13 protein-coding genes are annotated in these 13,207 nt (G+C 44.7%); 6 read left to right on the top strand and 7 right to left on the bottom strand.

From position 1 onward, the window contains the following. Positions 1-9 precede the first annotated feature (9 nt). On the top strand, positions 10-2,487 hold the full coding sequence (locus QUA71_RS08355) for a sulfotransferase (protein ID WP_333283974.1): 2,478 nt from the start codon (positions 10-12) through the stop codon (positions 2,485-2,487). 69 nt (positions 2,488-2,556) lie between these two features. Here the strand turns inward: QUA71_RS08355 and QUA71_RS08350 are convergent, their stop codons facing one another. The 3 genes from QUA71_RS08350 to QUA71_RS08340 are packed head-to-tail and all read right to left on the bottom strand — an operon-like array spanning position 2,557 to position 4,470. Further along, positions 2,557-3,780, bottom strand: a complete 1,224-nt coding sequence (locus tag QUA71_RS08350) for an NAD(P)/FAD-dependent oxidoreductase (protein ID WP_333283972.1) — start codon at positions 3,778-3,780, stop codon at positions 2,557-2,559. 7 nt (positions 3,781-3,787) lie between these two features. After that, positions 3,788-4,156, bottom strand: coding sequence for an aspartyl protease (locus QUA71_RS08345; protein WP_333283970.1), 369 nt, complete (start codon positions 4,154-4,156; stop codon positions 3,788-3,790). Continuing rightward, complete coding sequence (locus QUA71_RS08340; RefSeq protein ID WP_333283968.1) at positions 4,153-4,470, bottom strand: hypothetical protein; 318 nt, start codon at positions 4,468-4,470, stop codon at positions 4,153-4,155. The genes QUA71_RS08345 and QUA71_RS08340 overlap by 4 nt, the downstream gene beginning before the upstream one ends. 68 nt (positions 4,471-4,538) lie before the next feature. Between QUA71_RS08340 and QUA71_RS08335 the strand changes: the two genes are divergently transcribed. Continuing rightward, positions 4,539-5,300 (top strand): M10 family metallopeptidase C-terminal domain-containing protein, encoded by a 762-nt coding sequence (locus tag QUA71_RS08335; protein WP_333283966.1) that lies wholly within the window; start codon positions 4,539-4,541, stop codon positions 5,298-5,300. Positions 5,301-5,368: 68 nt separating this feature from the next. Here the strand turns inward: QUA71_RS08335 and dxs are convergent, their stop codons facing one another. Both dxs and QUA71_RS08325 read right to left on the bottom strand, forming a co-directional pair. Further along, positions 5,369-7,276: a 1-deoxy-D-xylulose-5-phosphate synthase gene (gene dxs / locus QUA71_RS08330; RefSeq protein WP_333283964.1), complete on the bottom strand. Its 1,908-nt coding sequence runs from the start codon at positions 7,274-7,276 to the stop codon at positions 5,369-5,371. 441 nt (positions 7,277-7,717) lie between these two features. Beyond that, positions 7,718-7,951 (bottom strand): hypothetical protein, encoded by a 234-nt coding sequence (locus QUA71_RS08325; RefSeq protein ID WP_333283962.1) that lies wholly within the window; start codon positions 7,949-7,951, stop codon positions 7,718-7,720. A gap of 133 nt (positions 7,952-8,084) precedes the next feature. Between QUA71_RS08325 and QUA71_RS08320 the strand changes: the two genes are divergently transcribed. After that, positions 8,085-8,297, top strand: coding sequence for a helix-turn-helix domain-containing protein (locus QUA71_RS08320; protein ID WP_190734143.1), 213 nt, complete (start codon positions 8,085-8,087; stop codon positions 8,295-8,297). Between the two features lie 17 nt (positions 8,298-8,314). Further along, entirely contained in the window at positions 8,315-8,527 is a 213-nt protein-coding gene (locus QUA71_RS08315) for a helix-turn-helix transcriptional regulator (protein WP_333283960.1), read from the top strand. A gap of 122 nt (positions 8,528-8,649) precedes the next feature. On the opposite strand, the gene QUA71_RS08310 is transcribed toward QUA71_RS08315, so the two are convergent. Then, positions 8,650-10,737 (bottom strand): thioredoxin domain-containing protein, encoded by a 2,088-nt coding sequence (locus tag QUA71_RS08310; protein ID WP_333283958.1) that lies wholly within the window; start codon positions 10,735-10,737, stop codon positions 8,650-8,652. 127 nt (positions 10,738-10,864) lie between these two features. Here QUA71_RS08310 and QUA71_RS08305 point away from each other — a divergent pair, with 127 nt between their 5' ends. Next, entirely contained in the window at positions 10,865-12,439 is a 1,575-nt protein-coding gene (locus QUA71_RS08305) for an outer membrane protein assembly factor BamB family protein (protein ID WP_333283956.1), read from the top strand. Positions 12,440-12,628: 189 nt separating this feature from the next. Further along, the gene (locus tag QUA71_RS08300; protein ID WP_333283954.1) at positions 12,629-12,760 is read left to right on the top strand and encodes a hypothetical protein; all 132 of its coding nucleotides are present in this window, start codon (positions 12,629-12,631) and stop codon (positions 12,758-12,760) included. A 40-nt stretch (positions 12,761-12,800) separates the two neighbouring features. On the opposite strand, the gene QUA71_RS08295 is transcribed toward QUA71_RS08300, so the two are convergent. Beyond that, entirely contained in the window at positions 12,801-12,905 is a 105-nt protein-coding gene (locus tag QUA71_RS08295; protein WP_333283953.1) for a DUF255 domain-containing protein, read from the bottom strand. Between the last annotated feature and the right edge of the window lie 302 nt (positions 12,906-13,207).

The following is a 13,207-nucleotide window of genomic DNA, read 5'->3' as shown; positions in this document are numbered from 1 at the left end:
CAAAATGTTATGAAACGCATATTTCTCGTAGGCTCGCCTCGCAGTGGCACAACAATTCTTCAAAGCTTGTTAGCGGCTCATCCAGAAGTTATTTCTTTTCCGGAATCTAAGTTTTTTCACTATTTGCTGTACGATCAGTTTGCGGGAAAGTTGCCAGGTAGAATGGAAGCTTTTTTTAAGGATGAGATTAAACGTCCTGAACTTTTGAAAGATTTTGATGACAGCCAAACTGTGGAAGCTAAAGCTAGTTGGTTTGTGAGAGTTTTGGATGGTTTGGCTGCTGAACAAAAAAAAAGCATTTGGTTGGAAAAAACGCCGGAACACATATATTTTATTGATGACATACAGCGCTTTTTGCCGGATGCGAAATTCATACATATTTTGCGAAACGGTATGGATACAATAGCTTCTATGTATGAGGCTACTAGGAGTTTTAACGAATTGTGGGGCGTTGGTTGGGATTTAAACCACTGTATCGATCGGTGGGAACACGCGATGTTAACTAGCCACAAATATATTAATAAATCCCATCATATATTAGTTAAGTATGAGGATCTTGTAGATAACAAAACACAAATTTTAGGAGAAATTTGTAATTTCATGGGCATTGAATATGACAGTACAATGCTCGTTAACTATCAAGAAAAAGCCGCGAAGCTCAGTTTAAATCTACCTTGGCACAAAGGAATTGAGAGAGATGTCAAAAGTAGTAACGTTCACAAATATCATAAAATTTTCACTCGCAATGAAATCAGATATATTTTAGATAAAATTCAGCGAGTCAAGGAGGAAATGGCCTGGAAAGTTACGGTGGAAGTGACCGAACCAATTTCGGATATTTACGCTTGGCAAATATGCGATCGCCTGTGCTGTACGATCCAACTAGAAGGAATTAAACTCGGTATTATTGAATTGCCGATTTGCGACTGCATGGTTGCGGCTGCGGTTTTGGCGGATGCGATCGCAGCCCAGTTTGCTTGGCAAATTCTCGATCGCTTCTTTCAACGCAATCGCTGTGAAAAAGGCAATAAATTGTGGGAAACTTTGCTGGAACCATTGCACCCTAAACATGACTGGACGCTATTTCTGCAAGAATTATGGGGGCGTCCGCATTGGCATTTGGAGGATTTCTACAAGCCTGAAATAGCTGAGGAAGTCTCAACAATTACCCTCGGAAAAAAATTGATAGTCTTAGAAATTAGCGAGGGATTTGCTAATATAAAAGTTGAGCTTTCTGAAATAGACGTGCTGGTGAAAGTAGGCGGCGTGGGTGTCGGTATTGTAACTGTTGCGGTGGAAAATAATTTTGTTTCAGCTCAAAAATTGCGATCGACAATTACTCGAAATATGGGTTTTGAGTTGTGCGTCGCCGCCGTGCGAGAAGCTTTGCTGGGAAAACGACTCAACGGCAAGCAATGGCTACGATCGCGCTTAGCCTCTTGTGCTCAACAAAGGTCTAATTTGCCCGACTGGTTGAATGCACCGGGTGCTGGGGGCATTTATCCCCAAAATGCGGTGATATTCGGCAGGCGATCGGGTGCGATCGGGACGAGTGTCAGCCGTCGCGCCTCACTCCCGGCGGCGGCGCTGCAGGAAATCGAGTCAGCCGCAGCAATCGCTGGGGAACCGACAAGGCAAATTCCCCCAGAAAACGAGTTTCCAAAGCAAGTATTTTACGTTGGGGAACCGACAAGGCAAATTCCCCCAGAAAACGAGTTTCCAAAGCAAGTATTTTACGCACCGGAAATCATTGGCTCAAAATCTTCTTATCGGGAAGTTTCTCACTCGGTGAAACCTCAAGTTTTTGACAATCATAGCCTTACACAAAAACTCCCGATTCTCTCGTACCGCCGCATTTCTCCTGACGGTTTAGACGCAGTTACGCCCCAGATTTTTGAACAACAGTTACACAATCTCAAAGATCATGGTTATTACAGTGCGAGTTGGGAAAATTGGCGAAGCGCGAAACTGGCTAAAACTCCTTTACCCGGTAAAGCTGTATTGATGACTTTTGATGGTGGCTATCTCGACTTTTTCCAATATGCTTGGCCTGTGCTAAAACGCTTTGATTTTACAGGAACTGTTTTTCTTGTAGCGGAGTCAATAGGCAAGACAAATAGTTGGGAAAAAGCCGAATTTGAAGAAGTGCCGTTAATGGGATGGCCGGAAATTTTGCAACTGCGGGATGCAGGGATTGAATTCGGTTCTATGTCTGCTACTCATCAACCTCTTACTGCATTGTCGCCGACAGAAATTGTGCGGGAGGCGGTCAAATCCCGTGCTATCTTGGAACGGGGATTAGAGAAATCTGTTAAATGCTTTGCCTATCCTTACGGGGATTTCGATCCCATTGTAGCGCATTTAATTGGAGCGAGTGGATATACTTTTGGTGTATCATATCAATTAAATTTTAGCAGTTTTGACGATTCTTTATTGTCGCTGCCGCGCATTCAAGTCACCGCCGAAAATGCCTTAAAATTAGCTTAATTTAGCTTAGTAAGGTGCGTCAATCAGCGAGATTTTTTTCTCAATTAACAATCTATCAACGGCTCCACCTTACAAGTGAAATTTATTAATCAATTCCTTGATTTTTCGCTGCAAATAACCGCCTAACCCTCGGGAAATTTTCTCAAATTTATAATCAAATAAAATCTCCATAACATCTTCTGTTTTCATATACTTTAAATAAGAAATCATTTTATCTGTCAGTTTATCATTAACATCATCGATATACTTTCTCACCGCCAACCTTTCCGAAATATTCCATTTCCGATCAAACTTGCGGTGCATTTCCGTCTCATAATCCCGAAAATCTGAGATTTTCCCCTCCAAATACCTTTGAATATATTTCCCGGCGATTTCCGCACCATCCATCCCGTGTCTAATTCCTTCGCCACCCAAAAAATTTACTGTCGAGACACTATCGCCGATCGCAATTATATTATTTTCCTTGCAATAAATATCCTTCAAACCAGGGCTGTACTTCAGCGTGGAACCGTGTTTGTCAATAATTTTATAATTTTTAGACTTCAGATATTCATCAATCAGTAAATCAATATATTTTTTCAGCGGTGACAAATGCCTCACCGTTTTCGGATCTAAAAAAATGCGCCCCGCACCAACTTTCAGCCTGTTCTGTTCCATTGGGAATATCCAGGAATAACCCTTTGGCATCCATTTATCGCCCAAAAAGAAGATTAAATCACCGCTGTATTTATTGTAAACTTCTGGCTCTACTTCAATTAAATATTCGATTCCGGTTCCCGACAAAAAAGCTGGCTTATCCTTCTCTTTTTCGTACATAACCGCCCTAGCAAAGCCAGTAGCATCCACCAATACTTTCGTGCTAACTGTGATAATTTGACCGCTGGATAACTGTTTAAATTCTACTGTAGTTTCCCCCTTGGTTTGTGAATGTCCGGTGTAGCGATAACCCAGCCAAACTTCACCGCCAAATTCCTCAACTTCGCTGGCCAAAAATGCTCTAAATTTAGCAAAGTTGAGAACAACTCCCAAGCTTTCGGGAGACTCCCAACTTTGACTGACTTTGCTAGTTTCAATAGTAAGTTTATGCCAAAAACTGCCGATAACCGATTCGGGTAAATTGAATTTAGAGAGGGTTTCTAGAGGCGTGGCGGCGCTAGAAAAGTCATTTTTATTAAAATTGTCGTTTTGCTCCGCCAGCAAGACTTTGTGGCCGGATTTGGCTAGGATTGTCGCGCAGTGACCGCCTGCTGGGCCGGCTCCTACTATTACTATGTCAAAACTTTTTAAATTCATTTTGCTTTTAACTCGCTTCCAATGTCAAAATACCCGCAGACATATCAACTACTAACCGCCGAGTTTTCAGCCACTGGCGGCCGATTAAAATTTCCGGTACTCCGTCACCAACATGAACGGGAATGTCAAACTCTTGCTCATCTATGCGTACTTTTCCTGCATAAAGATCGAAATCAAATTCTCCCTTTGCTGTCCGCATTTCTTGTCGCCTAATATAAATCCAATCAAGTCCCTCGAAATCTTGATCGTCCATTGCTAACCAGCCAGAAAAACCTGTATCTAGCAGAGCATCAACAGGTAATTCTAAGCCGTTATTAGCAATCAATTCAACTTCAAAAAATAGCTCCTCCTCATCACCAAATCTTCCTTCAATCATATTGAGCCGCACGCCCCTGTATTGTTGATGCGGAAAAGGTAGGGGATAGCGTTTGGGTGTTTCTGGCGACACATTTTGGTAGCCGCCATATCATCCTTGTCGATAAAATATTCCCCGCTATCGGGTTCAACCGCCATGTACCAGTTGTAGTGAGTGTCAATAAATTCTGGTTTAAGGCGATCGAAAATTACTTTGCAACGCTTGCGAAATGCCGCTCTTTCAGCCCGCCACTGGGCTTTTTTTTCTTCGGACCACTGAATTTCTGGGAACAATCTTCCCCGCCGCACAGTGTGATTCGGTTTCACGTTAGTCATTGTTTTTTCTCCCTTGTGTCAGATGGTACTATATTTATTGGTTTAATTGAATCTTTCTGAAATCAATTATGGCAAATACTTTCAACTTGACTCCTAATCCTGATAATTTTACAGTCCTTCCTGGTTTGATGGTTCAGTTCCCTGGAGGTGTTCTGGCCTTAGATGGCAATGATACAATCAGAGGCTCGTTTGAGAGTGAAATCATCAACGGAAATGCTGGTAAAGATATTTTATTCGGTAGTGATGGCAATGACAACTTGCAAGGCGGTAGAGACGAAGACGATTTATACGGCGAAGTTGGTCGAGATTCTCTCATTGGCGGTCTTGGTGATGATTATATCGTGGGTGGTGACGGAGACGACATTTTGAATGGCGGTCGAGGTGATGATTTATTAGATGGAGGTGCAGGTAGCGATACTCTGAGCGGCGACTTGGGTTACACTCTTTATAAAGGGGGAACGGGTAGTGATGTGTTCGTCCTAAGAACGGATATTGTTTTAGGAGATCCAAAACGTAACCCTAACAGTAGTGTACAGGCGTGGGATACCATTCTAGACTTTGAAAAGTCTCTTGATAAAATTGGTCTGACTAACGGTATAACTGAGGCCAGTCTCAGACTAACCACCTATTCAATGCCATTGCGAAATATTAGCTTTGTTTCGGGGAGATTTCCTCAAGAAGGCAAAATTTCTGTAGCCGACTATGATCTAGATCGAAATGGTAGTTATGACGCTACTACGATTCAAATAGCTTCAAGCGGTCAAATTTTAGGTAGAGTTCTGAATGTGACACCATCGGACTTGCGGGATCGTTTTATTACACTGTCATAGATCGGGTATTTCTTAGGATTAGTCTCGAATGGTAAGGTGCGCCTAGCGCACCCTACCCTTCTAGCTATTTACACGCTAACAGGAGACTGTTTGCGGCTGAAGGTTGCTAAGATGCGATCGCACATTTGCGACGGATTTAATCCCAAACTGGCAAATGATTGTTCAGGCGTTGCATGATCTACCAATGTATCGGGTACACCCAACCGCATCACTGGAACAACAACATTATTGTCCAACAAAGCTTCGGCTACTGCTGAACCAAAGCCTCCCATCAAACAGCCTTCTTCCATTGTGACAACTTTGCCGATTCGCTGTGCTAAAGGCAAGATTAATTCGGTGTCCAAAGGCTTGACAAAACGCGCATTGATCACAGTTGCTTCAATGCCGTGCTCGCTCAGAATCTCGGCGGTTTGCATTGCCGGATAAACCATTGAACCGTAACCCAATATCAGCAAATCGTCGCCGTTGCGGAGAATTTCGGCTTTGCCGATCGGCAACTCTTCCCAACCTTCTTCCATCAGAGGCACGCCGTAACCGTTGCCGCGCGGGTAACGCATGGTGATCGGGCCGCTGGTGTGGTTGATTCCGGTGACTATCATCCGCTGCAATTCTGCCTCATCTTTTGGCGCCATAATTGTCATATTTGGCAGACACCGCAAGAAAGAAATGTCGTACATTCCTTGGTGAGTGGGGCCGTCAGCACCGACAATGCCGGCGCGATCCAAACAGAAGAAAACTGGCAAGTTTTGGATGCAAACATCGTGAATTATTTGGTCATATCCCCGCTGCACAAAGGTCGAGTAAATTGCCACAACCGGGCGCATTCCTTCGCAGGCTAAACCAGCGGATAAAGTCACGGCGTGCTGTTCGGCAATCCCGACATCAATGTACTGTTTCGGCAGTTTTTCATGCAGTTTATCCAGACCTGTTCCGGTTGCCATTGCAGCGGTAATGCCGACAATTTTGGGATTATCTTCTGCTAGCTTTACCAGGGCGTGGGCAAAGACTTTCGAGTAAGCTGGAGGCTTGGGTTTAGTGGAGGGAATGCCTTTGCCGGTGGCTAAGTTAAAGGGATTTTGGGCGTGATATCCTACTTGGTCTTTTTCGGCGATCGCATATCCTTTGCCCTTCACCGTCACCACGTGAACCAACACCGGCCCTTGAATGGTATGAGCTTGTTTGAAAGTGGCAATTAACTCTTCCAAATTGTGTCCATCTACCGGGCCCATGTAAGTAAAGCCTAATTCTTCAATTACTGCTCCAACTTTCGAGACTGCCAAGCGTTTCATCCCTTCTTTGAGGCGTTCCATTTCAGGAGTAAAAGTTTCGCCGACAAAAGGAATGTGTTTGAATTGTTCCTCTAAGTTATCTTTGAGAAACTGCACCGGCGGCGAGAGTCGCATCTTGTTCAAATAGCGGGTAATTGCGCCGACGTTGGGCGAGATTGACATCTCGTTGTCGTTGAGCACAACTAACAAATTGGTTTTCGGCATATGCCCCGCGTGGTTGATCGCTTCGAGTGCCATGCCGCCAGTCAATGCGCCGTCGCCGATGACTGCTACAGTTTTAAAGTTTTCGCCCTTGAGGTCGCGCGCCATCGCCATTCCTAATGCTGCGGAAATGCTTGTAGAAGCGTGACCGGCACCAAAATGATCGAATTTGCTCTCGCAGCGCTTGAGATAGCCTGCAACGCCGTCTTTTTGGCGCAGGGTGTGGAATTGGTTGTAGCGGCCGGTGATTAATTTGTGAGGATAAGCTTGGTGGCCGACATCCCAGGTAACTTTGTCGCGATCGAGGTCGAGTGTTTGGTAGAGTGCTAAGGTCAGTTCGACTACACCCAATCCTGGGCCGAGGTGGCCGCCGCTAGCGGCTACAGTTTCTAAATGCTTTTCTCGAATTTGTCGGGCAATTTGTTCGAGTTGATGAATCGAGAGGCCGTGTAATTGGTTTGGGTGAGTCAGTTCGCTGAGATGCATATTTTAAAATCTTGCTCCTGTGAATCAGGACGAATCCTTAACAGCTATAGGTTGAGCCTGCGACGCTGGGGACGCGCAAACGTTAGAATAGTTTAGCTGTTATTTGGGGAAAACTGTTAGGCGTAACAATTTTATTATTTCTGATCTGGTAATTATAGTTAATAAATATTACAGAGTCAATATAAAAACTGCTTATATTGTAATTTGCTAATCGCTAAGTGTTAGCTGCATGGAGATTCTTAATAATTTAAAGCTAAAAAAGGCAACCTAAAAAAATAAAATACTTAGATACCCGACTTCTTAAAGAAGTGGGGTATCTGACAGAAGAACGTTTTACTTTTAATGAGAGCGACCTACTTACTTTTTGTCAGGAAAGAGCGATCGCTCTTTTCTATTTATCGGTTTTCCAGTTAAAACAAAAAAGGATCTCGCTCCCATCGATTACAGCATTCGCTCGCAATTAGCCGATCGAACTTCTGGCAATTTCTCCGCCCCAGTCGTATCAAATACGATCGCGTGTTTGGCCGCCGGCAACAACCGCCGTAAAATTTGCATATATCCCTCAGCATCGCCCCGGCGGTGCAACCTAGCCACAACCAATCGCTGCATATTTGGCAATTGCCGCACGATACACCAGGGATGAGTGTTTAATTTGGGCTTTGATGTTGGTATCATAGGGTAATCCTTCCCCACGTTCGTGGGGTGTGGTAGAAAAGGCGATCGCCCTTAAGTTTTCCAGGCTAGGAGGGCGATCGTTTTGAGTTATTCTGATATTTAAGGTTAATACTAACCTGTTGTCAAGGGCAAAATGGGGCGAGTTAGACTAAAGATTCGAGAATTGGCAGAAGAAAAGGGCTGGACGCTGCAAGATGTCGCCGATCGCTCTGGGGTTAATTACAACACGGTTAAGGGTTATGCTAGACGGGATGACGGCATGAATACGGTTGACCTTAGCGCCGTTCAGAAGATCGCCCTTGCTTTTGACGTAATGATTGAAGATTTGGTCGAGTTTTTGGAATAGTAGGGGCGATCGCACTAATGGGCTACGTTAGACTGCGGATTCGAGAACTAGCTGAGCAAAAGGGTTGGACGTTTAAAGAAGTGGTCGATCTATCGGGAGTGAATTACAACACTGTTAGAAGCTACGTTCAGCGCGATGCTTTGAACACGGCCGATATTTCTGCTGTCTACAAAATCGCCCGCGCCTTCGACGTGACGATGGAAGATTTGGTTGAGATTTTGGAAGATTAAGGGGCAGACTGAAGATGCGATTCCTTCCCGGTAAAAGATAATCTACTTCTTCCTTCTGCTTCCTCCTTCTTCCTTCGCGTCCTTGGTGTCTTCGCGGTTCAATAATATAGACAGTATTGGTGCTAAACTCGCGTTTGACTTTGCAAAATTTCCTCCGACAGCCGCTCTTGAGTTTTCGCCGGTTCTTTGCAAGTTAAACACTCGCAGACTAACCCGATAACACCTTCAGGCAAATCAGCCTCAATCTGACAGACAGCAGTCGGATAATACTGCGAAATCAACCCGGAAATCTGGTCTGGTGACGTGCGAATCAGCGTAGAATGCTGATACCAGTCGATCGCCGAAAGTAGACTCGGACAAGCTTGCGGAGCATCTTGTACAATACTGCTGAAAGCTTGCAAACCTTGTTGGGCGCGATCGAGATATTCTAAATTCGGGCCCAGCAGTGCGAGACGAACCAAAGAGGCGATCGCAATTCCATTCGCCGCCGGAGTTGCATTGTCTATATAGCTGCGTTCCCGCACCAACAAATCTCCGCTAGCATCCTTAGCAGTATTGTAATACCCTCCCAATTCCACGCTCCACAAAAACTCATCAAACTCTTCTTGCACCTGCACAGCTTTCTCCAACCAAAACTGAGAGTTCGGCAACTGTTTTGCTTCTTCGCCGTTTCCTAAAGTCAAACTCGCTTGATGCAAATCCAACAAAGCTTTCACAAACAAAGCATAATCTTCCGACTGCGCGGTTACAGCAGAGTGTCCGTCATAATTCAACCGTTGAAATCGGCCATCCGTCCACTGATTTTCTAAAATAAAATTAGCAGCTTTCACAGCTAATTCCAAATATTCCAAATTTCCAAAAACAGCCGCAGCGCGGGCTAAACCCGAAATCATTAAGCTATTCCAAGCAGCAATCATTTTCGTGTCCGTAACTGCGGGAATTCTACCCGGCCAAGTGTCGTTTTTAGCTTCTTGATTGTTGCGGGCTGGCGGAAAGGTTTTTACAGTCTCGGGATTGCCACCGTAGCGAACAGCAAATAGTTTAGCCAAAGCCGTTTCTACCGTGTCGCTCAGTTTTCCCGGATGGCGGCGCTGCAATACATTTTGACCTTCAAAATTGCCGTTGCGACTAACAGTAAACTGTGCTTTAATTTCCGTTAATTCCTCAGCAGTTAACAGTTCTTCCAGTTCGGCATAAGTCCAGACATAAAATGCTCCCTCTTCCGGTTCAAGTTCTTCAGAAGTGTTAAAGCTGTCAGCATCCTGTGCGGCATAAAAATAGCCTGTTGGCGCGGTCATTTCCCGCTTCAACCATTCTACTGTCCCCGCGATCGCAGTTTCAAAAGCAGGCTCTTGTATTCCCGCACTCCACAAATTCGCTAAATACTCAACAATTTGACCGTTGTCGTAAAGCATTTTTTCAAAGTGTGGCACAGTCCAAGTCGCATCAACCGTGTAGCGGTGAAATCCGCCTGCTACGTGGTCGTAAATGCCGCCCAATGCTAAGTCTAATCCGCGCTGAGTGCAGACTTGTTTGCTGTCGTATTTTGATTCAAAATTAAATCGGGTTCCCCGCAGTGCTAGCTCAGCATAAGGTATCATCGGAAAACTGGGGCCTGGGTTGTGGCCGGCAACAATTCCGGTGTTGATTTCTAAGCCTTTTTGAAAGATTTCGCGATTTAATTCGGCCGTTACTCCTGACAGCGCTGCCGTTTGTTGGAGGTTGCCTAAAATCTCTGCTTTGAAGGATTCTACTTTGCCTTTTTCTGTGTCGTAAAAGCGGCGAATTGCTTGCAAAACTTCTAAAAACCCCGGCCGCCCGTAGCGCGGTTCTACAGGGAAATAAGTGCCTCCGTAGAAGGGAACTCGCTCGTCGGGAGTGAGAAAAACGTTGAGCGGCCAACCGCCTTGACCGGTCATCATTTGCAAGGTTTGCATATAAATGCTGTCGATATCCGGGCGTTCTTCGCGATCGACTTTTACGGGTATAAAGTGCGAATTCATGTATTCGGCGATCGCGCGATCGGAAAATGCTTCTCCTTCCATCACCGTACACCAGTGGCAGCTAGAGTAGCCAATTGACAGGAAAATCGGTTTATTTTCGCTCCGGGCCGCTTCTAAGGCTTCGTCGCACCAGGGCCACCAGTCGATCGGATTTTCGGCGTGTTTCCGCAGGTAAAGGCTTTGGGATTGAGCAAGACGGTTGACCATAATCAAATATACTTTAACTCGTACTCAGTAAGCTTGTTATTTCTCTCGTAGTGTAGCGTGAGATGTTTTAGTTGAGTTGTTGCCGATAATCATGTTTTAATATTATGGCTGAGTATCTCGATCTAACATGAGTTTATCATCTCGGAGAACCTTCAATCAACGGCTCGGACAATTTTTGCTGAGCGCGGCAGTTCCTCCTACTGTTTCCCAACTGTACCAAACTGAATATTCGGACCAAGCTTTATTAGAAACGAATCTTAACAATTTTCTGGCGAAAGCAGACCCAGAAATAGAATTATTAGTCCCGACCTTTTTAGGTAACGACAAGCGCCGCTTCTACGGTCGAGGTGTTCCGAAAAGCTTGAAATTAATCGACAAATTTCAACTCGGTAGCGGACGGACTTTTCTGGGAAGGCGGTCTGTAGTTTGGAGCGGTGCCGGTTGGACTGGACAGCCGACAATTACCAGAGACGGGGGAAAAACTTATTTAATTATAGGTGCTTATGACCACAATTTGCGGAAAATAGATATTGCTACTAATAAAGAAGTTTGGCGCTATAAATTTGATGATATAATCAAAGGTTCATCAACGATTTATATCGATGAAAAAGCGAGCGCTGAAAACAGAATTGTGATTTTGCAAGGCAGCCGCAGTGGCGGGGGTGGCAAAAAAGTAGTGCCGAGTTTTAGGGCAATATCTTTTAGAACTGGCAAGGAACTTTGGAAATTGGACATCAGGAAAACGCCCAGCTACAGCCGGGATAATGACAGTAGCGCTTTGGACCTCGGCGGTGGCGTTTTGTTCAATGCGGGGGAAAATGCGATCGGCTATTTTCTCGATAGTTCCACAAGCCAAGCCAAAATTAAACAAGGAATCAAGCAGCCAAATATCTTGTCGGAAGTACAGCTTTATGCAGCAGGAGATATCAGCAAGCACAGGGGAAACCTGGTCGCGGAATCATCACCATCAAGGCTCAAAGATCGAATATTTATAGCTGCTGGTTCCGGTCATATTTACGGTATTAGCATTGAAACTAAAAAGATAGTCTGGGATTTCTATACAGGTTCAGATTTGGACGGAAGTGCTGTAATTTCTAAATCGGAAAAAGTGTTTTGTGCCATTGAAAAACAATACATTCAGGGCAACGGCGGCGTGCTGAAGCTAAATCCCAACAAAGAACCGAATGCCAGTGTCGAATGGTTTTTGCCGACGGGAAATCGCCGCCTTTCTAGCTGGGAAGGGGGGATAATTGGCTCGGTGGCTTTGAATGACGAGTACAATTCAGGGGAGTTTCCGGCGCTGTTTGCCACCAACGCGATCGACGGCAATTTGTACATCGGTTCCCAAGATATGATTACAGGTAAAAAAACTTCTGTGCCTTGGCGAAACCAGTCTTACGATACTCCGGTAATAGTATTTAAAAAAGCAATTGGCTCTTCAATTTCGACTCCGATTTTTACCGATGGCAATAAGCTGATAAGTGCCGGATACAACGGTGTTTATTTGTTCAATTTGAATTGGGAACGAGCGAAGTCTGGGGATGAGAATGCTTTGAGAAATGCTAAAGGCGAGTTTTACCGTTTGAAAGTAATAGAATCGGGGAGATTTAAGCCGGGTTTGTCATTTGAGGCGACGCCTGTAGTTTGGGACGGAATTGTGAGGATTTGCGCGAGGGATGGCTGGATGTATACTTTGGGTTAGTTATTGGTATTTTGTACCTCTATCGGGAACAGGCAAGATGCCTGTTCCACAATAAGTAGACTCTGTTGTGGAACAGGCATCTTGCCTGTTCTTAAAAGGGTGTTGAAATCCGCGACCTATTCCTACCTGCGGTTTAACTGCGGTTATATGTATGAGAGAAATAATTTCGGAAATTATCGGAAACTCGTTATGGCAACTCATGAAGCTCAAATCAGTCAAGTTTACGGTTCAGAGGATGCTCAAGGTATTTTACAGCTTGCGATCGCCCGATCGCAAAATGCTTCACCTTCCATCACCCTACACCAGTCGCAGCTAGAGTAATTGACAGAAAAATCGCTTTATTTTCCCTCCGAGCCCTTTATCAGGCTTCGTCGCACCAGGCCCACCAGTCGATCGGATTTTCGGCGTGTTTTCGCAGGTAAAGGCTTTGGGATTGAGCAAGACGGTTGACCACAATCAAATCCACTTGAACTCGTGCGGGGTAAGCTTGTCAGTTCTCTAGCAGTTTAGCGCTAGATGTTTTAGCTCAGTTGCTGCCGATCATCCTGTTTTCAGACGATCGCTGATAATTTAGATGTCAAATGAGTCGATCGTCTCGGAGAACCTTCAATCAACGGCTGGGAAAATTTTGGCATTGCACAGTTGTGGTATGCTATCGATAGCACGCCTGCAAGGAACAAACATATTTCAGCTAGTAATAGGCACAGTTTTATGCTTTAAGTAATAAATGACTAATCGAATTGATATGGTCAACATCAAGAGAGACTT

It is taken from the genome of Microcoleus sp. MON1_C5 (assembly GCF_036701875.1).
Classification (GTDB): Bacteria; Cyanobacteriota; Cyanobacteriia; order Cyanobacteriales; family Microcoleaceae; genus Microcoleus.
This window is presented reverse-complemented; position numbering and strand designations above follow the sequence as displayed.